The 24,317-nt window shown below is 47.9% G+C and carries 20 protein-coding genes; 13 read left to right on the plus strand and 7 right to left on the minus strand.

Features of this window, described 5'->3' with window-relative positions:
• Positions 1-11 precede the first annotated feature (11 nt).
• From nrfD (GA520_RS03455) to GA520_RS03475, 5 genes are all read left to right on the plus strand, one after another.
• A complete protein-coding gene (gene nrfD, locus GA520_RS03455; RefSeq protein ID WP_163338075.1) occupies positions 12-1,202 on the plus strand; it encodes an NrfD/PsrC family molybdoenzyme membrane anchor subunit in 1,191 nt (396 codons plus the stop codon).
• A gap of 35 nt (positions 1,203-1,237) precedes the next feature.
• On the plus strand, positions 1,238-1,636 hold the full coding sequence (locus GA520_RS03460; protein ID WP_240910137.1) for a MerR family transcriptional regulator: 399 nt from the start codon (positions 1,238-1,240) through the stop codon (positions 1,634-1,636).
• Between the two features lie 520 nt (positions 1,637-2,156).
• A complete protein-coding gene (locus tag GA520_RS03465) occupies positions 2,157-2,309 on the plus strand; it encodes a hypothetical protein (RefSeq protein WP_163338074.1) in 153 nt (50 codons plus the stop codon).
• A gap of 79 nt (positions 2,310-2,388) precedes the next feature.
• Positions 2,389-3,582: an NrfD/PsrC family molybdoenzyme membrane anchor subunit gene (nrfD, locus tag GA520_RS03470; RefSeq protein WP_163338073.1), complete on the plus strand. Its 1,194-nt coding sequence runs from the start codon at positions 2,389-2,391 to the stop codon at positions 3,580-3,582.
• A gap of 142 nt (positions 3,583-3,724) precedes the next feature.
• The gene (locus GA520_RS03475) at positions 3,725-4,198 is read left to right on the plus strand and encodes a MerR family transcriptional regulator (protein WP_205749265.1); all 474 of its coding nucleotides are present in this window, start codon (positions 3,725-3,727) and stop codon (positions 4,196-4,198) included.
• Positions 4,199-4,242: 44 nt separating this feature from the next.
• Here GA520_RS03475 and GA520_RS03480 read toward each other — a convergent pair whose 3' ends face one another.
• The gene (locus tag GA520_RS03480) at positions 4,243-6,627 is read right to left on the minus strand and encodes a sigma 54-interacting transcriptional regulator (RefSeq protein WP_163338072.1); all 2,385 of its coding nucleotides are present in this window, start codon (positions 6,625-6,627) and stop codon (positions 4,243-4,245) included.
• 340 nt (positions 6,628-6,967) lie between these two features.
• On the opposite strand from GA520_RS03480, the gene GA520_RS03485 reads away from it, so the two are divergent.
• The 8 genes from GA520_RS03485 (at position 6,968) to GA520_RS03520 (ending at position 16,319) form a co-directional block, all read left to right on the plus strand.
• Positions 6,968-8,113, plus strand: a complete 1,146-nt coding sequence (locus GA520_RS03485) for a sensor histidine kinase (RefSeq protein WP_163338071.1) — start codon at positions 6,968-6,970, stop codon at positions 8,111-8,113.
• Positions 8,113-9,888, plus strand: a complete 1,776-nt coding sequence (locus GA520_RS03490) for a sigma 54-interacting transcriptional regulator (RefSeq protein WP_163338070.1) — start codon at positions 8,113-8,115, stop codon at positions 9,886-9,888. The genes GA520_RS03485 and GA520_RS03490 overlap by 1 nt, the downstream gene beginning before the upstream one ends.
• A gap of 391 nt (positions 9,889-10,279) precedes the next feature.
• Positions 10,280-10,495, plus strand: coding sequence for a hypothetical protein (locus tag GA520_RS03495; protein ID WP_163338069.1), 216 nt, complete (start codon positions 10,280-10,282; stop codon positions 10,493-10,495).
• 34 nt (positions 10,496-10,529) lie between these two features.
• Positions 10,530-10,745 carry a hypothetical protein gene (locus GA520_RS03500; RefSeq protein ID WP_163338068.1) on the plus strand — a complete coding sequence of 72 codons (216 nt, stop codon included), beginning with the start codon at positions 10,530-10,532 and terminating at the stop codon, positions 10,743-10,745.
• A gap of 83 nt (positions 10,746-10,828) precedes the next feature.
• Positions 10,829-12,703, plus strand: a complete 1,875-nt coding sequence (ftsH, locus tag GA520_RS03505; RefSeq protein ID WP_163338067.1) for an ATP-dependent zinc metalloprotease FtsH — start codon at positions 10,829-10,831, stop codon at positions 12,701-12,703.
• Between the two features lie 45 nt (positions 12,704-12,748).
• Positions 12,749-13,657 (plus strand): hypothetical protein, encoded by a 909-nt coding sequence (locus GA520_RS03510; RefSeq protein WP_163338066.1) that lies wholly within the window; start codon positions 12,749-12,751, stop codon positions 13,655-13,657.
• A 10-nt stretch (positions 13,658-13,667) separates the two neighbouring features.
• Complete coding sequence (locus GA520_RS03515) at positions 13,668-15,113, plus strand: NapC/NirT family cytochrome c (RefSeq protein WP_163338065.1); 1,446 nt, start codon at positions 13,668-13,670, stop codon at positions 15,111-15,113.
• Between the two features lie 462 nt (positions 15,114-15,575).
• Entirely contained in the window at positions 15,576-16,319 is a 744-nt protein-coding gene (locus tag GA520_RS03520; protein WP_163338064.1) for a DUF1326 domain-containing protein, read from the plus strand.
• A gap of 61 nt (positions 16,320-16,380) precedes the next feature.
• On the opposite strand, the gene GA520_RS03525 is transcribed toward GA520_RS03520, so the two are convergent.
• The 6 genes from GA520_RS03525 to GA520_RS03550 form a co-directional block, all read right to left on the minus strand.
• Positions 16,381-18,015 (minus strand): ABC transporter ATP-binding protein, encoded by a 1,635-nt coding sequence (locus GA520_RS03525; RefSeq protein ID WP_163338063.1) that lies wholly within the window; start codon positions 18,013-18,015, stop codon positions 16,381-16,383.
• A gap of 36 nt (positions 18,016-18,051) precedes the next feature.
• Positions 18,052-18,879 (minus strand): ABC transporter permease, encoded by an 828-nt coding sequence (locus tag GA520_RS03530; protein ID WP_163338062.1) that lies wholly within the window; start codon positions 18,877-18,879, stop codon positions 18,052-18,054.
• A gap of 12 nt (positions 18,880-18,891) precedes the next feature.
• Positions 18,892-19,872, minus strand: a complete 981-nt coding sequence (locus tag GA520_RS03535) for an ABC transporter permease (RefSeq protein ID WP_240910136.1) — start codon at positions 19,870-19,872, stop codon at positions 18,892-18,894.
• Between the two features lie 125 nt (positions 19,873-19,997).
• Entirely contained in the window at positions 19,998-21,587 is a 1,590-nt protein-coding gene (locus GA520_RS03540) for an ABC transporter substrate-binding protein (protein WP_163338061.1), read from the minus strand.
• A gap of 596 nt (positions 21,588-22,183) precedes the next feature.
• Entirely contained in the window at positions 22,184-23,068 is an 885-nt protein-coding gene (gene pstB / locus GA520_RS03545) for a phosphate ABC transporter ATP-binding protein PstB (protein WP_163338060.1), read from the minus strand.
• Between the two features lie 165 nt (positions 23,069-23,233).
• Positions 23,234-24,280 (minus strand): PstS family phosphate ABC transporter substrate-binding protein, encoded by a 1,047-nt coding sequence (locus tag GA520_RS03550; protein ID WP_163338059.1) that lies wholly within the window; start codon positions 24,278-24,280, stop codon positions 23,234-23,236.
• Positions 24,281-24,317: the final 37 nt, after the last annotated feature.

The raw sequence follows: 24,317 nt of genomic DNA on the forward strand, positions 1-24,317 counted from the left end.
AGGATCAATAGATGGAAGGAAATATAATAATAGATAGTGTTCAGCATAGCGAACTAACTCCACAGAAAACGAACCTGCTCATGACCCTGATGGGGCTCTTCCTCATGGCAGGAGTGGGTGCAGGTATCTACGCCCAGATGGTGGGACATCATCATGCATTTGCTAACACCAGGGACGTGCCATGGGGCATGCTGATTGGAGTGTATGCCTATTTTGCAATTATATCCACGGGGCTCTGTATAATGGCTGCCCTGACCCATCTGTTTCATATCAAGTTGTTGGAACCGCTGGCTAACAGAATGGTTTGGCTGTCAATCATCATGTTGCTCAGCGCCTTTACCGTGATCGGTCTGGAAATAGAGAATCCATGGCGGATGCCTCTCGGCGTCCTTTTTCATCCGAATCTCACATCCAATATCTGGTGGATGGGTACCCTGTACGGTATGGCTGTTGGCATCATGTTTGTGGAGTTCTATCTGATTGTTACCGGTAGATTTAAGCCGGCCCTCATTCTTGGCCTCCTTGGTGCCGTAACCGAGATGTTTGCCAACTCAAATCTTGGCTCGGTCTTTGCCTCCCTTGGCGCAAGGCCATTCTGGTATGGTGCTCAACTACCAATTTTCTTTCTGTCATGCGCCTTCCTGTGTGGTGCAGCTGCAGTAATTCTGTTCACTCATTATGCGCATTTGCTACGTTGTGAGAGGATGAGTCACACGACTTTTCAGGCCTTACGTTTTGCTGGGCGATTGATGTTGGTCATGATTTTTCTGGTAGGGCTGGCAACGGCCTGGAAAATTGCCAATAGTTACTGTGGCACCGAAGAGATGAGGCGGGCAGCAGATGCGGTGATTCGCGGTCCATTAGCAAAATCCTTCTGGCTCTTTGAGATTGGTATCGGACTGGTCCTGCCCATGGCCCTGCTGGCTTTTAGTCGTCTTCGCTCGCTGCAGGCCCTGTCATTGGCTTCTCTGCTGGTTCTTGTTGGGCAGTTTGTTGCCCGCTATAACCTGGTAGTTGCCGGACTCATTATTCCACAATATGCAGAGTTCAGCAGTGATGCACCGGCCTATCTTACTTATAGCCCGGCGCCAGCCGAGCATCTCCTGGTTGTCGGCGGAATCGGAGTGATGGGGCTTGGTTTTCTGATCGGTGAGAAAAAGTTTGCGAAACTTTTTTCAGCAGACAACTCAGAGTCACATTAATGTCAATTCCAACAAGCATGTGAGGAGCAAATAAAATGTATCAGAGCAATAATGATAACGGCGATACCAGCATGCTGGCAGATGATCGTGCGGTATTTACCATAGGCATGGTGGCCGAAATGCTGAAGGTGCACCCCAGAACAATAAGAAATTATGAAGCCAACGGTCTTATTACACCGTTCAGAAAAGGGTCATGGCGTTATTACACCATGCGTGATGTACAATGGTTGGAATGTTTGCGTGAGATGATACACAGCCACGGTGTCAGTATAAATGCCATAAAGAAACTATTGAAATATACCCCTTGCTGGAACATCATCGATTGTCCTTTTGAAAAACGTAAACGGTGTTCGGCCTTTTTTTCAAACAGCCTTATTCCAACCAAAATTGAGAGAATTCATACCGGCTCAGCACACAAGGGTGCTGTCGCCTGATTGAGCTGAAATCATCCTTCCGGGATGGGGTACATCATCCCTTTCTTCTTCATAAGAAAGTGTCCTCTTCAAGGAGGATGCTTTCTCTTTTTGTACCACTGTGTCGCACATATCTCCCTGACTTACTGCTATTCTTTCTCTGATTTGTCATTTTTTCGGATGAGTCGAAATTTTTTTTTGGCCTGGCCAGGCGACTTTTGCTCTCTGTCATTTGCTGTTGTAAGTAGATATACATCTGATTATGCGGATAAAAAAGGGCGCATTTTGCGTCTTTGATGTATCGGTACGTAAAAGGACGCATTTTGCGACCCCTATTTAAGAAAAAAATGTATTGATATAATAGACGTAATTTTATATAGATATGTCAGATGTGCGAGAACCTTCAAGAGTTCTTCCGGATATTTTAATGGCAAATTACTTGACAGTCATAGTTGTTAAGTATACCATAAACAAAAAATGGTATGTTACTTGTATATAGTGACGTGCTATATAGTTGTACAAAAAGAATGCGGAGGGAGTCATGGAAACAATCATATTCATGATCATCTGGATCGGAGGGGCCTCATTGCACACATACCTGGAGCTGAACTCGAAGAGGAGCCGTTCAACAAGGTATGCAAAGAAAGGTGAAAAGGTAGGTAAAGGACTCGCTACAGGAATGAATGGGAAGTGAGTATCGTCGGTGGTTCAATCAGAGAACTGGGAAGCAAAATCAGAATCGGCCATACAGGTCGAGAAAGGAGTAACGTGTGATGAACAATTTATTGGCGGGAGTTCTTCCTCAAGAAGGCGGTCTGGAGGCAACCGATTCAGGGAAATATAACCTGGCGATCGGCCTGTTGGCACTCATGACCCTGGTTGGCGTAGGTGCTGGTATCCACTCTCTTTATGCTGGACATGAGCATACTTTCGGCGTGAGTCGTGGTGTCCCCTGGGGTAGTCTTATTGCGGCTTATGTGTTTTTTGTCGTGACCTCAACCGGTTTGTGTATTGTTTCTTCAGTTGGGCATGTTTTCGGCTTTGAGAACTTCAATCCCATCGCCAAGCGTGCGGTGTTCATGTCAATTGCTACTATTGTTGCCGGTTTTCTGGTTATCGCATTTGAAATCGAGAACTCATGGCGAATGCCGATAGCAAATGTGATAGGTGCCAATGTGACCTCCAACATCTGGTGGATGGGTACCCTGTACGGAGCATATCTCCTCTTTATGGTGATTGAGTTTGTTATGCTGCAGATGAATAATCACAAAGTGGCCATGTCTTTTGGCCTGGCCGGCCTGCTTACCGGTGTTGTGGCACACTCCAATCTCGGAGCAGTTTTCGGACTGCTTAATGGACGTGAGTTCTGGCATGGACCGTACATGCCGATCTACTTTATAGCCTCTGCAGCAATGTCCGGTTGCGTTGCTATCATTTTCTTCTCTTATCTTGCATACAAGGCAAATGGCTGGAAAATGAGTGACAAGATGAAGTTTGCCATGGAGTCTGTGGCTAAGATGGGTGCCCTGATGATGGCAGTTATCATCTTCTTTACCAGCTGGAAAATGATAACTGGCATTACTGGTCATCCCCCAGGAAAATTCGCGGCCATGAATGCACTGCTCACAGGAGACTATGCCCTTAATTTCTGGATGGGTGAGGTTGCTCTTGGTATGGTTATCCCGTTTGTCATTATCCTGGCCGTACGCGGCAAGAACATGCCTGCCCTCTTTGCGGCCTCCGTCGCAGGTATGATCGGGATTTACTTTATGCGCTACGACCTGGTCATTGTCGGTCAACTGGTTCCGCAATATCACGGGATGGGCCTTGTTGATTATCCAGAACTTCTCACCTACAGTCCTAGTATGCATGAGAACCTGATCGTACTGGGTGGGGTCGGTTTCTGCGGCCTGCTCTTTTTGATCGGTGAGAAAATGTTCCGCGGTCATCTTTCCGAAGATCATTAATATTGAAGTACACGGGGCCTGTCGGTGAGGCAACCGGCCGTACCCCGGTTGTAACTTTTAGGAAAGATTTTCCATGCCCTTAACACGTACTGTCGCTGGTTGCCACAAAGTGGATAAAGGGGTCGTCTGAGGTGAAAGGATAATGGTTAGCAAAAAGAAACCCGTGGAGCCACTGAGAAAAGACATGCCGGTATACACCATAGGTGTTGCGTCCCAACTTCTTGACGTGCACCCAAGGACGCTCAGGATATATGAGGAAGAAGGTCTGATCAAACCCCATCGACAAGGCACCAGGCGTCTCTATTCACCCAACGATGTACAGTGGGTTTCATGTCTGAGGTCATTGATTCATGATCAGGGCATTTCCATACCAGGTATCAGAAAGCTGCTTCGGTTTGCTACCTGTTACGAGATCTCGGATTGTCCGGAAAAGATTCACTGTAATTGTGATGCCGTGGTGGACAAGGTGATCCCTAAAAGGGTGCGCCTTGTTTCTGGTCAACCCGGTGAAGACCAGGCAGGGGATGCCGAACGAGAAGAACGACGGCTTTCCCGGTTACGGAAAAAATCCGGGAAACAGGAGGCAGGGGACGAGCTGAAGTCGGGTGAAGAGTAGTCTTGTACGTTAGGAAAAGGCAACCGTAGCAGAGTGCGGTTGCCTCAGCTTTTTCGGGGTTCGCCAAGTCCGTAACTGCGCAACTTCCGGCGCAGGGTGTCTTTTGAGATTCCCAGCTCCCTGCATGTTTTCATTTTTTTCCAGCTGTTTCTCTCCAGGGCAAGCAGGATTGCCTGTTTTTCCAGTTCCTCAAGAGTCATACGTCGGCTGCCAGCCAGGGTGATGGCGGGTGTGCCCATATTTTCTTCCGACATACTCTCCGGGAGGTGACTCTCCTGGATTTGTCCTCCCGGGCAGAGGATGAAGCTGTATTCAATGATGTTCTCAAGTTCCCTGATATTTCCCGGATAGTGGTATCGCATCAAGCGTACCATCACCTCATCACTGACGCCGGAAATGTCTTTTTGTTTTTCTGCACGGAAATTTTCAACAAAATGATCCACCAGCAGAGGAATATCCTCGATTCTTTCGCGTAGCGGCGGCAATACTATATTGGCCACATTCAAGCGATAAAAAAGGTCATCCCTGAATAATCCTTCCTGCACCAGTTGGCCAAGATCTCTGTTGGTCGCGGCAAGTATACGTACGTCCGCCTTGACCGGGGTGTTGCTCCCTAGAGGTTCGTAGACCTTTTCCTGAAGGACACGAAGCAACTTGACCTGCAGTGACTGGGGGATGTCACCAATCTCATCAAGAAAGAGGGTGCCGCCTTCCGCGGCTGCAAACCGACCTTCTTTGTCTTTCTTGGCATCGGTGAAGGCCCCCGTCTTATAACCAAACAGTTCGGATTCAAGCAGGGTCTCGGGCAGTGCTCCGCAATTGACAGCCACAAAAGGCTTGTCTTTTCGGCCAGAAGCATTGAAGATAGCCTTGGCAATGAGTTCCTTGCCTGTACCGCTTTCACCGAGGATCAGGACATTGCTTTCACTGAGAGATATCTCCGGCAGAATCTGGAAGAGACGCTGCATGGCCGGACTTTTACTGATTATGGATTCGAAGGTGAAGTTTCGCATTAACTGCCGACGGAGGTTGATCTCCACCCTGAGGTCCCGAAATGTTTCAACCCCGCCGACGACATTACCATCGTGATCTACCAGAGGAGCAGCACTTATACTGACAGGAGTACATATGTTGTCGAAGGCCTGGATCGAAATAGAACGATTGGCCACAGGTTTACCGGTATACAGTGCTTCCGCAATGGCGCAGTTTTTCCCGCAGATCGATGAATGGAAGACATCTGAACAGAACTGGCCCAGGGCCTTCTCGCGGCTCCAGCCGGTGATAATCTCTGCTCCCTGATTAAATGAGGTGATGCGCCAGTCCCGATCGACAGTAAAAACGCCGTCTGCGACGGAGTCCAATATGAGTGCTGTCTGTAATCGGTTGGTATTGTCCCTGAAGGATTCAACACCGCCTATGACATAACCCTGGTGATCGAGAAAGGGAGCCGCACTGACACTGACCGGGATGGAAAAACCATTCTTGTTGATGATAAACAGCTCAGTGTCAACTATAGTTCGTTTTTCCCGCATACAGATGGTCAAAGGGCAGCTGGCGACATTAATGCTGGAGAGGAGCACTTCGGAACATGATTTCCCAAGGACTTCTTCTTCAGACCAGCCGGTAATCTTCTCGGCGGCTCTGTTGAAAGAGGTAACATGACCACGGGAGTTGACAGTGAAAACACCATCGGCGACGGCATCGAGAATGAGCTCATGTTGAACCCGTGCCGTCATGTCTCGAAACGTTTCAACCCCGCCGATAATATTTTTTTCCATATCTACCAGTGGCGCAGCACTCACCTGGACCGGTACATACCTGCCTCTCTTGGTGGCAATATAGACAGATGGGTTGGTTACATTTGAGCAGGCCTGGATGGATTTGGCGATGGCGCAGTCTTTTTTGCAGATTGTCGATTTGAATATCGATTTACAGGGGCGGTCTAAAACATCCTCTTCGCTGAAACCGGTTATTCGTTCGGCCGCACTATTCCAGGAGGTGATCTTCCAGTCATGGTCGACGGTGAAGACGCCCTCTGCAATGGAATTCAGTGCAAGCCTGCTGGCTGCAAGCGGGGTACTAAAGTCAGAAAAACCGATATACGCTCCAGCTAGTCCGCCCTTGTCACTAGGTAACGTTATGACTTCCAGGGCGATCGGGGTGTTGGTCGTGGCGGTATGGGTAGTAAGTCGGATCTGTTCTGATTTACCTGCCCTGTTTCTGGAGAGTGGTTTGAGGTGGCTGCATATCTGGCGGAATCGATCATCACTGCAGAAGATCTCCCTGCAGTCCTTACCTTGAAGGGTGCATTCCGGGATATCGAGAATTTTAGAGGCTGTACCATTGCAGGATGTGATAAGCCAGTTGCTGTCTACTGTAATATATCCGTGCTCACCTTGTGGGGTGAATTCAATCTGGCTTTCGGCCATGGAAAGTCTCCTCGGTGACTATCGTCTGGAACCGTTATATTTTACTTATAAATAATAGCTCGTACGCAACTGTGATACAAGTCGTCTACTGCACAAGTACTACAACTGTAGCACAAGTTTGTTGCATATGCTCGTATAATGAACGGTAAAGTAGCTTTGGGAAAGAGGTTTCCTGTTGTTGGTTTCCAGCTGATATGAAGAATAATAATGAGGACTACAGGAAAGTGTGACATTGTATCATTAGCTAATATTGTCTACAATGGTATCAAATTGCTATGCTGGGCATAGGGTTATAAAAGGGTAGTTATAGAACTGCACCATTTGTAAGGGATGAGAGTGTATGAAAACCGATTGTCCTCCTTTTTCAGACAAGCCGAGTATTACGCCGATGGCGAAGACGAGTAGGTCTGTTCCTGCCAGGGTCGGAATGGAGTTGTTTCACTCCCTTCAGGATCCTGTGCTTCTGGCAACGACTGAAGGCGTGATCCTCGATGTCAATTCCGCACTGCTGGAAGCAGCACGGAAGGGTTACGATGACGTCGTCGGGTCCGGTGTATGCCAGATTATCCATGGTGGGCGCTGGCCACATATCGAATGTCCTCTTGAGGAGTTTCTGAAAACCTTTACCGGCAGGACTGAAGACACAAGACTTCCTGGACTTGGCGGTAATTATTCGCTTTCTGTGGTGCCGGTGGAACCCAAAGAGAATGAGGAGCAGCTGGTGCTGCTTATCGCCCGCCTGTTGACCAAAGAGGAGATTCGCAAGGTTGATTCAATCCGGACGGCCCAGCTTGCTGCGATTGGTGAATTGGCCGCCGGTGTCGCCCATGAGGTGAACAACCCTATAAACGGGATTATTAATTTTGCCCAGATTCTGCTTGATGACTGTGATGACGATCCGTTTAAAAAGTCCTTACTTGAAAAAATCGTTAACGAAGGCGAACGCATTGCCACAATCATTTATAACTTGCTCTCCTTTGCCCGTGAAAATGAAGATGCCCGCGGACTCGTCGATCTTAATGAAGTGGTGAGGGATTGTATTTCTCTTGTTGAGCATCAACTTAAATGTGACGGGATTGAGGTAATTACAAAATATCACGATCCGTCCTGCCTTATCTTAGGTAATTTCTCTCAACTGCAGCAGGTTGTACTTAACCTGATAAGCAACAGTCGATATGCGCTCAACGAGCGATACCGTGAACCGGTCAAGGAAAAAAGGATAGTAGTCACCTCTGAGGCTATAGATGTGGAGGGACACGAGGTGTTTCGGCTGACAGTCCGTGATTTTGGTACCGGCATACCCCAATCCATCCTCGATAAAATGTTCGAACCATTTTTCACCTCAAAGCCTGCAACACAAGGGTCTGGGCTTGGTTTAAGTATCAGTTACGGCATCATATCAAACCATAATGGAATACTGCGGGTGGATTCCATCCTCAACAAATATACCGATATGATAATTGAAATACCGGCATCGGAGGACTGATGGAAAAGGAAAGGGAAGATATTCACATCCTTGTGGTCGATGACGAAGAATCGATTCGCTACACCTTTAAGGTTTTCCTTGAGAGGGAAGGCTACGGTAAGATAACTACGGCTGCAACCCTTGAAGAAGCACTCGCTGTTATAAACGAAGAACGCTTTGACCTGATAATAAGTGACATCGTGCTTGAAGATGCCTCCGGGACAGATCTTCTTAAAAATATCCAGAATACTGGTATTCAGTGTCCGGTAGTTATGATTACCGGTTTCCCAAATCTTGATACGGCCGCAAACTCTGTCAGGTACGGTGCCTTTGACTATATCTCCAAGCCGGTCAATAAGGAGACCTTGTTACGTTTTGTTCGCCAGGCTTTAAGGCACTGGCAACTGGATCAGGAAAAAAAGGCATTACAGCATGAAAATGAAAAATATCGTCGTTATCTACAGGTGATTTTCAGTTCGGTGTCAGATGCCATTGTCACAGTTGATAACGAGCTGAATATCACTCAGTACAATAAAGCCGCCACCTGCTGGATTGGCGATCTGGTTTCAGGTAATAGCCGGAACCTCTCTGACCTATCCAGTGAAGTTGCTCAGGCCTGGTTGGATGATGCCCGCCTTGTTATTGAAAAACGCAAAATGGTACGTGAACATCAGGTTGAATACTTTACCCCCGGCGGCGAAAAAAGAATGATTAGTCTTACCGCCGCTCCACTTTGTGACGAAAATGAAGAGTTTGACGGTGCTGTTATTGTTGGCAGGGATGTCACGCCAGCGCGACCCGACAACTCAAGCTCAAACCGCAGTTCCTTCCACGGCTTTGTCGGATCCAGCCCGGCTATGCTTGATATGTACAGATTGATAGAAAATGTCGGTAAAGTGGATACGGCTGTGCTGGTAACAGGAGAATCTGGTACAGGTAAGGAACTAGCTGCAGAAGCGTTGCATCTTGAGAGTATGCGAAAAGATAAAAAACTGGTCAAGGTTGATTGTGCTGCTGTTGCAGAGGAGCTGCTGGAGAGCGAGCTTTTCGGACATCGGAAGGGCGCCTTTACCGGTGCGGACCGTGATAGAATGGGACGTCTGTTACAAGCTGACAAAGGGACACTTTTTCTTGATGAAATAGGAGATATTTCATCCAGGATGCAATTGAGACTTCTACGTTTTCTGCAGGAGAAGACTTTCACCCCGGTCGGGCAGGATAAACCTGTAAAGGTTAATGTGCGAATTATAGCTGCAACAAATGTTGACCTGCAGGATAAAGTCCGGAGGGGGGAGTTCCGTGAAGACCTTTATTATCGCCTTAAAGTTGTTGAGATCGAATTACCACCTCTAAGACTTCGGCCATCCTGTATCCCATTGCTGGTTCACCATTACATCAGTTATTTTGCCGATAGACATGATTTACCGGTCTATTCAATTTCTGACCAGGCCCTGAAGACTCTCTGTACTTATCATTGGCCTGGTAATGTGCGACAATTAAGGCATGTCATTGAACGCGGTTGTGTTATGTGTCACGGTGCAACAATTCAGCAGGAACATCTGCCAGTGGAGGTTTTTGATTCCAGAGAGCCCAGGGCTCAGGTTATTGTATCTGGTGAGTCCGGGACAAAAGGACTACATGGAAACGATATGGCTGCAGGTATGATAAGTGAAAAGGAGATGTTACTGCAGATTCTTGCCCGGGCGGGTGGTAATAAATCAAAAGCTGCACGAATGCTTGGCATCGACAGAAGTACACTTTATCGCAAGCTCAAACGGTACAATGTAGCCGGCTGAACTACGACTCATTTACTGTTTCATTTCTCTTGTTTTTCCTTCTGTAATTGTGGCGAAGATGTTGCAAAGCTGTTGCATTTGTGTGTTGTCTCACCATAATGTGTTGCGTGTGCAACAGTTTTCTGTGCTGTTTGCTACAATACGAGCTGTTTGTAAAAATAATGTTGTCATTACATAAAGTTAATTGGTTTTTTGACTGTTTCATGCCGATAGCTTATCCGTACGATTTGTAAACTTGGCAAAAAATGATGTAAAATAAAACATGGAAAAACAACACTATGATGTGTTGCGGAATTGTTGTGCTACAGTGTGGCACGCGTTTTGCAGTTCTCCAGCCAGTGTATAGAAGCATTTGTATAACCTGAAATCAACACTGGATATGGAGAACATCATGAAAACAAGAACAGCTATTACAAAAACAGCAACTTCCACCTCCTCTCAAACCAAAACTGATACCCAGGTTTATTCAGCAGGTCTTGTGGTTGTTGGTCTTTCTGCATGTGCAATCGGTCTCTGGGCTTTTGCCAGTTTAATTGGCGGCATGGTAAACAGTGGTGGTCCTTTAGGGCTGGTATCTGGTTGGTTCAAGGCGGTATTCGGACTGTAATACTCACAGCGAAAAGACATGAAGAGGTGGAGCAATGAGAAAGGCACAAGTACAGAGTAGAGCAGAAACGACTACCTCGCTTCGAGCGGAGGCGACAACAGAAGTGTCTAAAGTATCCATCGCGCTTGTAGCTGTATTTGCTGCAATTGTCGGCCTCTGGAGCCTGGCCTGTATTGTGGGTGGTATTGTATCCAGTGGTGGGGTTGGCGGCTTGTTGTCCGGTTGGTTCAAAGCTGTAACAGGTATGTAGTTTACAAAGTTCATGTGGAAGTCATTCGTTTAAAGAAGGCTCAATCACTTTAGCAGTAGACACGGAGACAGCGAAAGACAGAGATGGCAGTTCTTATCCGCAACCTCTTTATTTTATTTCTTATCTTTGCCGCGGTGTTGATAGGTTTCCTGTTCAGTCACATCGAGAACAGGCTGCCGCAAAAAAGCTACAACACGCTGCTTAATGATGTGCGGGATGGCTCTATCGAAAGGGTTGATGTTACCGGCAACAGTGTAGCTGTGACGGTTGACTCCGGCAGGAGATATATGACCTTGCTTCCGCAAGATATGAGTATAACTGAAATTATCAGTAAGCCCGAGGTTGAAATCAACTTCCACCAGGATTTTGGCAGTTACTACTTTCAGGGGGGCCTTGCAGCAGCTGTGTGTGGTCTCTTGCTGGTTCTGTTCCTGTCGTATCAGTCCAGGCGAGTGCAGAGCAGGGGCGATGATTTTAAGTTTGCCAAGGATCGACTAGTTCTGCCGACAAAGGATGGAACTTCTGTAAGTTTCAAGGATGTTGCTGGGATTCCAGAAGCGAAAGAAGAGCTGGAAGAGGTCATCGTCTTTCTCAAAAATCCTGAGAAATTTAATGCTGTAGGAGCGGTAATTCCTCGCGGATTGCTCCTCCAGGGGCCACCGGGAACCGGGAAAACATTGCTGGCTCGTGCCATTGCCGGTGAGGCTGGTGTACCGTTTTATAATTTCAGTGGGTCGGATTTTGTCGAGATGTTTGTGGGGGTTGGCGCATCGAGGGTCCGCGATTTGTTTACCGAAGCCAAGAAAAATGCACCGTGCATCGTTTTTATTGACGAAATTGATGCTGTTGGTGCCAGCAGGACCAGTGGTGCTGCAAATGGGAACGACGAACGGGGACAGACTTTAAACGCCCTGTTGGTGGAAATGGATGGTTTCTCAACGACAGATAACATCCTGGTTTTAGCCGCCACAAACAGACCTGATATCCTCGATTCTGCACTGCGCAGACCCGGCCGTTTTGACCGGCAGATAACCATTTTAGCCCCGGATCTTAGAGGGCGTAAAAACATTCTGGAAACACATAGTCGCAAGGTGAACCTTGCTGATAATGTGGATATTGAAGAGATTGCCCAGTTTACCTCGGGTTTTACAGGTGCAGAGCTGGCCAGTCTTGTTAATGAGGCGGCCTTGCTTGCTGCCCGATTAGGTAAAGAGGTAATAGAACGCCAGCATTTTGACCAGGCCAGAGACAGGATCATGCTTGGTGTGGAGAGAAAAGGTATGGTGTTGACGGAGGCGGATAAAAAAATCCTCGCGTATCATGAGGCGGGACACGCCATCGTAGCAAAATTGTTACCGGAATCTGATCCTATTCACAAGATTACCATCATTCCCAGAGGGCTCGCTATGGGGCAGACCCAGCAGTTACCTCTTGGTGATCGCTATGCCTACGGTAAACAGTATCTTATGGACCGGATCACTATGCTCCTGGGCGGGCGGGCTGCTGAAAAAATTGTCTTTAATGAATTTACCACCCGAACTGAGAACGATCTTATACAGGCGACAGAGATAGCCACTAATATAGTCTGCCGCTGGGGGATGAGTGATAGTCTTGGCCCCCAGACCCACATTATTCAGGATGGCGGTTTCCTGGATTCTGCGGGCAGTCGTCTGGCAATGTCCAACGCAACCGCTGGCCTTATTGACAGGGAAGTTAAAGAACTGCTCGTCAGCTGCTATGAAAGGGCTCTCTCAATACTTGACCGGGAGGAAGAGTTCCTCAAGGTTCTCTCAGAAATATTGCTTCAGGTGGAGACACTGGATAGTGAGGAATTTGAGATTATATTCCAGTGTTCGCTCACAAAGAAAGCTGAAAAGAGCGGGACCATTCAAGAGGTAACCGAGTGTTCTCTCTGTCCGGCACGAGGACAGTGCATTCAATATGCTGACGTAAATTAAGGCCATCACTCATGATTTCAGCCCCTACATCAAAAACGGTATTACATGTACTCACTTCGTAAGGTTGTCTGGCTTGTTTTCCTGGTAACGGCCGGGTTGCTTGGGATTATCCTGTTACAGGGTGGTCGTCAGTACATGGTTGCCGGTCAATATAGTGGTGTTATCGATGAGAATGAGAGGCGATTGTTCCAGTTTTCGACCATTAGGGAAACTGTCACCGAGGCGCTAATCGATCGTGATGCGCAGAAACTTGAGCAGGCCATTCCGGAATTGGAAAAATTTAATTCGACACTTTTGAGTCTGCAGGAAAACCCTTTGGTGCCCGCTGAATTTAAACTCGCCCTGGTAAACAAAATAGATATTGCAGGGATGGTAATTGCCATCAGAAGGATTGTTGGCAAGATGAGCTTTGAGCCTGAGAGCAGGGTGGTACAGGAAGATATGCGTACTATTGCCGATCACCTGCTCAAATACGACCGTATTATCGTAGGGCAGGCCCGCGCCAGGATGGTAAACCTGCAACTGGTGATTATTGGTTGCATGGGACTCTTTATCTCCATCGTCAGTTTCTCGCTGATCCTCCTCTATCGCAACTCAATCCAGCCACTGCTTCATCTGACCAAACAGTTGCAGCACCAGGATTCAAAACTTGAAGACATTCAGCCTGTCGCCGGGGCAAGCAGGGAAATTGTGGCATTGGCGGAGGCAATTAAGACTGCAGGAATTAAGGGACGTGGACTGGCGCAGGAGCAGCAAGCGGCATCGCAGGCAGATTATGCGCTCCTGGCTGAAACAGTCAATGAGACGACGAACCAGTTGAACGGTATCATTAACTACGCGCAAATCCTTGCGGACAGTGAAGATGGTGAGTTATCAGCTGATCAGAAAGAATTGTTGGGGAAGATAATGGAAACCGGGGGAGATATCGCCCGGTCCTGGAAGAAAATTCAATAGGAGGAAAGAAATGACGGAGAACACTCCTCAGCAGGAGACTGAAGAGAAAGGCAATGATTCCATATTCGAAAACCTGACCTGGCAGGAGCAGCTCGGTGTCTCATGGAAGACACCCATGGGGCTTTTCGGAGTGGGTCTGACCACGATCTGTTTTACCTTGCTGATACTGGGCTTGTTTGCCCACATGACGGGCCTAATCGAAAATCATTACGCGGCGATTATCACTTTTATGATTTTTCCTGCGGGGATGATCTTCGGACTGATCCTTATTCCGGTCGCTTTTTATTTTCGGCGAAAAAAATGGTTCAGTCACAGTCTCATTGCCCCATCAATGGTAATTGACTTAGGTAAAAAGGTTCATCGACGCGCGCTGACCTTGTGTATTGTCCTATCAGTCGTGAACATTACCATTTTTGCACTTGTTGTATATGAGGCGTACCACTTTACGGAATCGGATTATTTCTGTGGTGCGGTTTGTCATACGGTTATGGCGCCTGAATATACAGCGTATCAACGTTCCCCACATGCCAAGGTCGGTTGTGTCGAATGTCATATCGGGTCCGGTGCAGAATGGTATGTGAAGGCAAAGCTATCCGGCCTCAGACAGGTTAAGGCTGTTATTGATGGAAGTTATTCGACTCCCATTCCCGCACCGGTGCAACATCTTCGTCCCGCCCGGGACACATGCGAAGCGTGTCATTGGCCGGAGAAATTCCATGGCAAAAAGGTCAAGCAGTTTATCTCGTACACCAATGATGACCAGCAAGACCCCACGATTGATGAGATTGCTCTGCACATCGGTGGCCGGAATCCACATACAGATCAATTTGAGGGTATCCACTGGCATGTAAGTAACGATGTGAATATTGAATATTTTTCACTCAATGACAAACGGACTGCTATTGGTAAGATCAAAGTCTCACGACCCGACGGTATAACGGAGGAGTACGGGAACGGTTCCACTGAGGAAGATGCCGAGGAAGGAGCCCACTGGCGGACGATGGACTGTATTGATTGTCATAATCGACCAACCCACGTTTATGAAGATCTGGAGTTGAAGATAGACCAGGGACTCTTCTCGAAAAAGCTTAATCCAGAGATTCCCGGTCTGCGTGAAGATTCCTTCACCGTCCTGGAGACCGATTATATCAGCCGCGAGGAAGCCAAGGAGCAGATTATTGAAAATCTGATGTCCCTGCAGGCCAAGCGGAATGGAGAGGACTTTGTTGCCGACAACGAGAAGTCGATTATTTCATCAGGGAATTACCTGCTCGAGCTGTATATGAGCAATGTGTGGCCGAAAATGAAGGTCACCTGGGGGAGCTACAAAGGCCATAACGGGCATCGCTACGAGGATGAAGGATACGGTTGTTTCCGATGTCATGACGAAGAGCATGAAACGGAATTTGGCAAGACGATTTCGCAGGATTGTGCGCTCTGCCACGACGAACCTTAATAAGTAGAACACACTGCTCGAATTTTTTAGCGTAAAGGTGCCGGGAAGCGAACTTCCCGGCACCTTTTTTTGATCGGATACCTGATCATGAATGTGTGAATTTCGATCATTTCCCAATCTTGACAATGCCACTATGTGGTATAACTTTTTACCTGTAACCCGATCAACGCTGTTCTTTTCCGCATCCCTGTGGTCTCTTGAGCCGGATTTGTAAACGGTAGCAATGTTGAAGCACATATGCTTGTGGGGATGTCTCAAAATAAAGTGTTCCTTCGGTTGATATATATCAGCAACTTGTAATGGTTGTCGTACCTCGTAGATAATCGTTGTGAAGTAAGGGCATTCTGCACAGGATATGCCTGAAGGAATGGAGCACATTTTCCAGTGCGTTGTCCTTTAGTCCTTAAAAAGTACTTTGTTGCAAGGATGAAGATATGCCTTGCCGTACAAGGAGGAATGGATATGCATTCGTACAAATCCTCTCTCACAAAAGGTTTTACAGTTCTTTTTGTCGCAGCACTCTTTTATATTTCCCCATTACTTTCAGCTTCAGAAGGTCCGGATTGGCATTTTAACGGTACGGCTATAGAGGCATGCAGTTGCCCCATGTTCTGCCAGTGCTACTTCAATACATATCCAGCCCTGCATAAAAGTGAAGAACATGGAGCTGAGCATTTTTGCAAATTCAATATGGCGTATATCATCAACGAAGGGAGTTACGGGGAAACAGATCTCACGGGAGTAAAATTCTGGATAGCTGGAGATCTCGGAGATAGCTGGAAGGATGGGGAAGCGGATTGGGCGGTTCTTACCTTTCAACCTGGAACCACTGATGCACAGAAGGCAGGTGTGGCAGCAGCCCTCGGTCATATTTTCCCTATCAGCTGGCAGTCATTTGTCGTCGCTGAAGACGCAGAGATCGAATGGAAGGCCAACCAGGAGAGGGCAGAGGCCAGGTTGGCTGGAGGTGATAGCGGCCACATCATATTGAATAAATGGCAGGGGATTGATAATAAAACCGGCATACTTACAAATATTTCCTATATGGGCTCTCCAAGAAACACTGGATTTAAAATGATGCCCAATGAATTAGAAGCATGGAAGGTCGGTGATAAAGCGTTTGAATTTCGAGGGACAACAGGGTTTATGATCACCATCGACATGTCTTCGAAAGATATTGCATCTTCAGAAAAGAGAGTCATGTAAATGGAACCGTTCCCGGATCGATATTATCCGGGAACGGTTACTTGTTTCCCGCTACGAGGTATTATGTGGCAGGAGTAGCCTGAAGATCCATATTGTCCCTCTTGATGAGGAGTCTGTCCAGCCAATCCGGATCCATTCTGGGTACAGAAGAGAGCAACAAGTCTGTATACTCGTGATGTGGTGGTTTGAGTATCTCTTTCTTGGGACCCATTTCTACAATTTCACCCTGGAGCATGACCACAATTTCATCAGCGATGGCTTTGACTGTTGCCAGGTCGTGGGTAATGAACAAATAGGAGACGTTGAGCTTTTGCTGCAGATCCAGCAGGAGTTTTAATATTCCTTCCGCAACGAGTTGGTCCAGGGCGGAAGTGACCTCATCACAGATAATCAGTTCCGGGTTGGCAGCGAGTGCCCGTGCGATACTGATTCGCTGCTTTTCTCCTCCGGAGAGTTCTGTCGGGTAGCGGTCGATATAGTCTGCAGGAAGTTCGATTTGTTCGAGAAGTTCAAGGATGCGGGTTTCACGTTGTTTCCGGTCCATTCCAAAATAGAACTGCAGTGGGCGGCCGATGATCTTGCGGATCTTCTGGCGCGGGTTGAGTGCCGTATCGGGCATCTGGTAAATCATTTGCAATTTCTGCAGATCGGCATGTTTCCTGCTTTTCAATGCTGCTGATAGTTGTGTATCCTGGAAGGAAATCGAGCCTTTCAGTGGAGGTAACAAGCCTGTAATCACCCTTGCCAGGGAGGATTTACCACTACCGGATTCACCGACAAGTGCAACCGTCTGTCCCTGGTATACCTTCAGGTTTATGTCTTTTAGTACATAGTCCGTACCATTGTAGCTTGCATCTACATCCTGAATGTCGAGGATAACCTTCCTGTCAGGGGTGGCAGGTTTTCGATTGCTGCTCAATGAACGGACCCTTAAAAGATCCTGGGTATATTTTTCTTGGGGATTTGCAAGCATTTCCCTGGCATCATTTTCCTCAACCAGCAGGCCGTCCTGCAGTACCATGATTCGATCAGAAAGCTGGGCGACCACAGCCAGGTCGTGGGTGATGTAAATAGCCGCCGTATCAAATCGTTGTGTAATGTCCTTGATTGCGGCCAGGACCTCTATCTGGGTAGTAACATCCAGGGCTGTCGTAGGTTCATCGAAAATAATGATATCCGGGCTGCAGCTCATGGCCATTGCAACCATGGCGCGTTGAAGCTGGCCACCACTTACCTGATGGGGGAAACGGTAGCCGATGTTGTCTGGATCTGGCAAAAGCAACTGCTCATAGGTGGTGACAGCATTTTTTTCCGCCTCACTAAAACTCATCAAGCCGTGTTGAACCGGGCCTTCTGCATACTGATTTATAAGGCGGTGAGCGGGGTTAAAAGATGCGGCGGCACTTTGAGCGACATAGGCAATGCGGGCTCCGCGAATGGAGCGGAGATCATTTTCAGAGGCCTGGGTCAGGTCCTGATCCTTAAAAAGGATTGAACCCGAGCTAATACGGCATCCCGCTCGTGCATAGGCCATGGATGCGAGGCCCAGGGTCGATTTTCCGGCACCCGACTCCCCGATAAGGCCAAGAACTTCACCTTTTTTAAGGGTGAGATCAATACCTTTCACTATGGGGTGCCATTGTTCGTCACTGTATCCGTCTATGACAATATTGCTTATCTCGAGTATGTTATTCATATCATTTTCTTTTTCCATAACCTGCAAAACAAAATATTATTCCTTTAAACCACTGGCAAGGTATAGGACCCAATCGACGACAAGGTTTACCCCGACGGTTAAAAAGGCAATTGCTGCCGCAGGCCATAACGGCGTGAAGATACCAAAGGTTATGGCCCCAGCATTTTCACGAACCATACCTCCCCAATCTGCTGTCGGAGGTTGAAGGCCAAGACCAAGGAAGCTGAGAGCAGCAATAAAAAGGAAGACAAAGCAAAATCTGAGGCCGAATTCGGCAACGAGTGGCGGCATGGCGTTGGGAAGAATCTCGTGACGCATGATCCACCAGATTCCTTCTCCTCGCAAGCGAGCGGCCTCCACATATTCCATCACCTCAATATCCATTGCTACAGCGCGTGATAACCGAAAGACCCTCGTCGAATCAAGGAGTGCGATGACGATGATGAGGGCTGGAATCGATGTCCCGACCACCGACAGTATCATCAGTGCAAAAATAAGCGTTGGAAACGCCATGATAATATCAATCAACCTGCTGATCAGCTGATCCAGCCACCCTCCAACGGTGGCAGCCAGAAAGCCCCAACTGATTCCAAACACAAAAGAAAGTGCTGTAATTAAAAAAGCGATGGAGATAGTGTTGCGTGCGCCATAGATCAGCCGGGAAAAAAGATCCCGGCCCAGGCTGTCAGTTCCGAGAAGGTGCGTGGAATCTGAGGAGAGCCATACGTCGCCAGCGATTTCAGTCTCTCCGAAAGGAGCGATAGCCGGAGCAAAAATCGCGGCAACCAAGGTGACCAGAACCATAAACATTCCAATCCTGGCACTCCAGGGTGCTGTTTTAAGTATCTTTATCAGAGCAACCATTTTGTCTCCTTTCTACTTCGGATTTCTCAGCCGCGGGTTACTCAGGATTGAGAGTATATCCGCCAGCAGATTTAAAAGGATATAGGTTGCAGCAAAAATCAATCCACTGGCCTGAACAACGGGAAGATCCCTCTTGGAGACAGAATCTACCAGGAGTTGACCGAGTCCCGGATAGACAAATACAACTTCCACAATAACTACCCCGACAACAAGATATGCGAGGTTTAAAGCAATAACGTTGATGACTGGGGAAAGGGCATTTGGGAAGGCGTGCATGGCAACGACCCGGAGTCTTTTCAGCCCCTTGAGGTTGGCCATCTCAATAAACGGGCTGGAAAGGATGTTGATGATCGCGGCCCGTGTCTGTCGCATCATATGGGCAACAACAACCAGAGTCAGAGTTAATGCGGGAAGGAAGATTGCCTGCAGGATCTGGCTATAACTCATTTCCTGGTTGATATTGGCAATGGCAGGAAAAATAGCCCATTTGACTGCAAAAAGGCCGATGAGGATGTAGGCCACAAAAAATTCGGGAAAACTGATTGCCGTAAGCGTTACCATCGACAGGGAGCGGTCGAGCAGACTATCGCGGTACAAGGCTGCAGCAATACCCAGAATTACAGCAAGCGGTACCGCAATTACGGCCGCAACGGAAGCCAGGAGCAAGGTGTTACCCAACCTCCAGCTGAGCATATCTGCAATTGGACGACCGGTTGCAAGGGAGTTTCCAAAATCACCCTGCACAAATCCTCCAAGCCATGAAAGGTATCGCTGATAAGAGGGGAGATCCAGCTTGAGTTCGGTTCGAAATGCCTCAATAGCCTCAGGTGTGGCGCTCTGGCCGAGAATCGCTTCAGCCAGGTCGCCCGGAAGAGCTTCTACTCCGATGAAGATCAGCATGGATATCACCAAAAGCGTGATGAGGCCAAACCCGACACGTTGAATGACCAATGCTGTGGCACTATTTTTTAAAAAGGAAAACATTATAACCATTTGATTCACCCGCTATCAGGGTAAATCTCACCTAATGTGTAAACGTATCCTGAAGACGATAGTTCAGGGAAAAATTCATGAACTGCCTGATGGCCTCTGTGCTTATTTACAGAGGCCATTGAGGGCTACTTTTTAAACCACCATCTTTCGGCGGCTTTATTCCCGTCAACTTCCCAGTTGACAGCGAGGGGGCCGTGTCCGACCTTATCGTTGCAGGCGGCAAGATCTGAGCTGAACATCGGTACAACCACACCTCCATCATCTCTTACGATCTCCTGCATGTCAGCATACATGGTACGGCGCTTTGCTTCATCCAGTTCACTTCGGGCTGCAACCAGGAGCTGGTTAAATTTCTCATTATCCCAGGAGGTATCGTTCCAGGCAGCATCACGTGCATAAGAGGTTGAAAACATCATATCCTCCGTTGGGCGTCCCCCCCAGTAAACAGCACAAAACGGCTTTTTCATCCAGACGTTGGACCAATAACCATCGTTGGGCTCCCGAACTACCTTGATGTCAATACCTGCTTTGGCCGCCTGCTCTTTATAAAGAACACCAGCATCAACTGCACCGACAAAAGCTGCATCGGCAGTGTGCAGAGAGAATGTCGTTTTTTCAAGGCCAGCCTTTTTCAGATGAAATTTCGCCTTATCCGGATCGAAGGTACGTTGAGGCAGGTCTTTTGCGAAAAAGCGGTTGGAAGGGCTGATCGGATGGTCGTTACCCACCGTTCCATAGCCGCGCAGGATAGTCTTGACCATCTGTTCCCGGTCGATTCCGTATTTCAACGCCAGACGTACATCGTTATTATTGTAAGGAGCCTGATCGGTCTGCATGGCAAAGGTGTAATGTTTATAGCCGTCCTGTTTCAGGATTTCGATGCCAGGCATGCGTTTCATGAGGTGTACTGTTTTAAGCTCACAACGGTTCATGGCGTCTATCTGCCCTGTTTTCAGGGCATTGGTGCGCGCATTCACGTCATTGATGACGAGGATCTCAAGCTCGTCGAACCAGCCGCGATCAGGTTTAAAATAGTTCGGGTTGCGAGTGGCGAAAGCACGGACGCCCGGTTCAAAATCTTTAAGAATATAAGCACCTGTATAGATGCCTGTGTTGAAACCGTCGTCTTTGGGTCCAATCACAAAATGGTAATCGCTGAGCAGGTAGGGAAAATCAGCATTGCCGCTTTCAAGTTCGAAAGCAACGCTAAGGTTATCGATTTTCTTGATGTCAACGATGGCCTTGACCAACCCCTTGCCGCCGGATTTTGAATCTTTGCCCCGGTGGTGGTTCATCGAGTAAAGTACATCGTCTGCATCAAGTGTTTTTCCGTTATGAAATTCCACCCCTTTTCGAAGTTTGAAAACCCATTTTCTGGCATCAGGGCTTGCTTCCCAACTCTCGGCCAGTTCCGGCACGGCATTGGCCTGGTGATCGATTTCAACGAGATTGTTGCCGATGGAGCCAAAAATGAGGAATCTGGCAACAGTGTCAGTGGTCTGGGCCGGGTCAAGAACATCTGTAGTGGAGCCGCCTGAGAGACCCAAGCGAAATCGGCCGCCTTTTTGTGGCATATCTGCGGCAAATGCATTGCCGCCGAGCAGGCTCGGGCAGGCGGCGGCGCTGAGGCCGAGAGCCGACAGTGCCGCGATAAATTCTCGCCGAGTGAGTGCTCCGGTTCTGAGCTTATGTTCAATATCTTTCAGTGCGTGCATTTCTCTCTCCTTTCCGGTTCGTTGATAATCACGATAAAACAAAGCACTACGGCTTGTTTTAACTGTGGCAACTTGTACGTTTTTCAGGATTGAACTATAGAATGTGGACGGCGGATGAGGGAGGGGATAGCAGCTTTATAGTTGCTATAGTCCCCACCTGCCTAAATTGACAGTCTCGCGCTAAAAACAGAACCGAATCACAATCACTGTCTCAAAACATGAAACAGCGAGTTATCGGTGAAGCGGTCTTCTACGAGACCGACAAAACTGAAAATGCCTAAGAAATAGGCACCAATGACACGGCTGAGAGATGTGTCATCTAGAGTATATAACAGCTGCAGGAGTATCCCTGATCAGCAGATTTCAGCGTATTACATATCCTAATGGAGTAGGGTGTGCTTGTCAACCTTCTCCCGGACAAACGTTAGATTATGGGGGGAGAAAATGTTTTGGAACAGCTCGCCGGTTAGTGGGTACGTCTTAGAATTGAGTATTTCTCGTCTGAAAGCATTTTAAAGAATTGAGGCAACAATACATTGTGTTGCCCCATGTCGTTGTGACCGGCAATACTCGATTGTATGGTGCTCCAATTTATATCAGCCAAAGCGACCGGTAATGTAATCCTCTGTAAGCTGATGACGCGGATTGGTGAAGACCCTATCGGTTGGTCCCACCTCAATAAGGTCTCCCAGATGAAAATAGGCCGTTCGCTGCGAAACACGGGATGCCTGCTGCATGGCGTGGGTCACGATAACTATGGAAAACTGTTGGCGAAGTTCTGCTATCAGTTCTTCTACCTTGGCGGTGGCAATAGGATCGAGTGCAGAACACGGTTCATCCATGAGGATAACCTCGGGGCTGACTGCAATAGCACGGGCGATGCAGAGTCGCTGTTGCTGGCCACCGGAGAGTCCGGTGCCTGGAGCGTGCAGCCTGTCCTTCACCTCACTCCAGAGTCCGGCTCTTGTAAGAGCGGTTTCGACGATTTCTGCCAATTCGGCCTTGTTGGAAGTGAGTCCGTGGATTTTGGGGCCATATGCGATGTTATCGAAAATAGACTTCGGGAATGGGTTTGGCTTCTGAAAAACCATACCGACCCGTGCACGAAGCGGAACAACATCGACTTTCGGATCGTAGATATCCATGTCATCCAACCTGATTTCACCTTCAACACGACAGGAGGCAACCGTATCATTCATGCGATTCAGGCATCTCAGAAAAGTTGATTTACCGCAACCGGAAGGGCCGATCATGGCAAGGACCTCGTTGCGGCCGACATCAATGGAAACATTCTTAATTGCCTGGGCGTCACCATAGAAGACATCGACGCTTCTGCATGTCATGCGTGGATTATCGATAAATGGTTCTCCCACTGTTTTCCTGGAGGATTCTTTTGCACTTCCTACTACGGTTGCTGCAGTTTTTTCTTTATCAGAAAAGCCAGGAAAAGGTGTGTTTGTCATGTCTGTTGCGAGTTCCATTATTCGGCCTCTTAAAAGGGAATCAAATATAATCGGTACCTTGACATATCAGGCACCTGACATCTTGTTATGAGTTGTTTATTTCTGTACTGTTTCGTAAGATCAGGAGAAACCCGAACAAGGTTTCCCCTGATCCACCTGACATGCCAATAAGCATGGGCTGAATTACATTCCTATGGTCTTCAGGTTTGATACATTTGCTGCGAATTCCTTACGTTCTTCAGTGGGCATGGGAATCATACCTTTATCGGCGAGGTAGCCTTCTTCACCCCATGCCTTCTCACTGGTGAACTCGGCCAGATAGCCTTTTATACCAGGAATAACGTCTACGTGAGCCTTCTTCACGTAAAAGAAGAGCGGACGTGAAACCGGATATTTACCATTGGCGATGTTTTCAAACGAAGGCTCAGTGGACTCAACGAAAGATCCCTGAATAACATCGGAATTCTGGTCGAGGAAAGAAAAACCAAAGATGCCGAGAGCTGCAGGGTTGGCCTGGAGCTTCTGGACAATCAGGTTGTCATTCTCACCGGCTTCAACATAGGCTCCGTCTTCGCGTACGGTATGGCAGACCTTCTTGTACGCTTTCTTATCTGACTTCTTCATCTCTTTGATGAAATCAAATTTTTTGGCACCGCCTTCCATGGCAAGCTCTACAAAGGCGTCACGGGTTCCGGAAGTCGGGGGAGGTCCGAGGACCTCGATCTTGGTGTTCGGAAGATCCGGGTTAACTTCTTTCCAGGTCTTGTATGGATTGGGAATCAGTTTTCCTGGGCTCTTGGGATCCGGTACATCTTTGGCCAGTGCCAGGAAGATGTCCTTCCGGGTCAGCTTCAACGCGGCCGCTTTCTTGGAATTGGCCAGCACGATTCCGTCATAACCGATTTTTACTTCGATGATGTCTTTCACACCGTTTGTCGCACATTTTTTGAGCTCGGATTTTTTAACAGCACGGGATGCGTTGGTGATATCAGGATATTCAACACCGATTCCGCCGCAGAACAGTTTAAAACCACCTCCTGAACCTGTAGACTCGATTTTCGGGGTCTTGAAACTGGTGGACTTACCGAACTGCTCTGCAACGACGGTTGCGAATGGATAAACGGTGGAAGAACCTACGATGGAAATGTAATCGCGGGCGGCCATGGCCGGGGCAGCGCTGATCATTGTCAAGGTGAAGGTACTTGCCAGGAGTAAGGATCTTGTCTTCATTCTTCTTTTCTCCGATGAGATTGTTTTTTTTTGACTG

The organism is Desulfopila sp. IMCC35008 (assembly GCF_010646885.2).
Taxonomy (GTDB): domain Bacteria; phylum Desulfobacterota; class Desulfobulbia; order Desulfobulbales; family Desulfocapsaceae; genus Desulfopila.

Bases quoted from the DNA above. Each gene is read 5' to 3' on its own strand.
- nrfD (WP_163338075.1), top strand. From the start codon at position 12: ATGGAAGGAAATATAATAATAGATAGTGTTCAGCATAGCGAACTAACT.
- GA520_RS03460 (WP_240910137.1), top strand. From the start codon at position 1,238: ATGTATCAGAGCAATAATGATAACGGCGATACCAGCATGCTGGCAGAT.
- GA520_RS03465 (WP_163338074.1), top strand. From the start codon at position 2,157: ATGGAAACAATCATATTCATGATCATCTGGATCGGAGGGGCCTCATTG.
- nrfD (WP_163338073.1), top strand. From the start codon at position 2,389: ATGAACAATTTATTGGCGGGAGTTCTTCCTCAAGAAGGCGGTCTGGAG.
- GA520_RS03475 (WP_205749265.1), top strand. From the start codon at position 3,725: ATGGTTAGCAAAAAGAAACCCGTGGAGCCACTGAGAAAAGACATGCCG.
- GA520_RS03480 (WP_163338072.1), bottom strand. From the start codon at position 6,627: ATGGCCGAAAGCCAGATTGAATTCACCCCACAAGGTGAGCACGGATAT.
- GA520_RS03485 (WP_163338071.1), top strand. From the start codon at position 6,968: ATGAAAACCGATTGTCCTCCTTTTTCAGACAAGCCGAGTATTACGCCG.
- GA520_RS03490 (WP_163338070.1), top strand. From the start codon at position 8,113: ATGGAAAAGGAAAGGGAAGATATTCACATCCTTGTGGTCGATGACGAA.
- GA520_RS03495 (WP_163338069.1), top strand. From the start codon at position 10,280: ATGAAAACAAGAACAGCTATTACAAAAACAGCAACTTCCACCTCCTCT.
- GA520_RS03500 (WP_163338068.1), top strand. From the start codon at position 10,530: ATGAGAAAGGCACAAGTACAGAGTAGAGCAGAAACGACTACCTCGCTT.
- ftsH (WP_163338067.1), top strand. From the start codon at position 10,829: ATGGCAGTTCTTATCCGCAACCTCTTTATTTTATTTCTTATCTTTGCC.
- GA520_RS03510 (WP_163338066.1), top strand. From the start codon at position 12,749: ATGTACTCACTTCGTAAGGTTGTCTGGCTTGTTTTCCTGGTAACGGCC.
- GA520_RS03515 (WP_163338065.1), top strand. From the start codon at position 13,668: ATGACGGAGAACACTCCTCAGCAGGAGACTGAAGAGAAAGGCAATGAT.
- GA520_RS03520 (WP_163338064.1), top strand. From the start codon at position 15,576: ATGCATTCGTACAAATCCTCTCTCACAAAAGGTTTTACAGTTCTTTTT.
- GA520_RS03525 (WP_163338063.1), bottom strand. From the start codon at position 18,015: ATGAATAACATACTCGAGATAAGCAATATTGTCATAGACGGATACAGT.
- GA520_RS03530 (WP_163338062.1), bottom strand. From the start codon at position 18,879: ATGGTTGCTCTGATAAAGATACTTAAAACAGCACCCTGGAGTGCCAGG.
- GA520_RS03535 (WP_240910136.1), bottom strand. From the start codon at position 19,872: ATGGTTATAATGTTTTCCTTTTTAAAAAATAGTGCCACAGCATTGGTC.
- GA520_RS03540 (WP_163338061.1), bottom strand. From the start codon at position 21,587: ATGCACGCACTGAAAGATATTGAACATAAGCTCAGAACCGGAGCACTC.
- pstB (WP_163338060.1), bottom strand. From the start codon at position 23,068: ATGGAACTCGCAACAGACATGACAAACACACCTTTTCCTGGCTTTTCT.
- GA520_RS03550 (WP_163338059.1), bottom strand. From the start codon at position 24,280: ATGAAGACAAGATCCTTACTCCTGGCAAGTACCTTCACCTTGACAATG.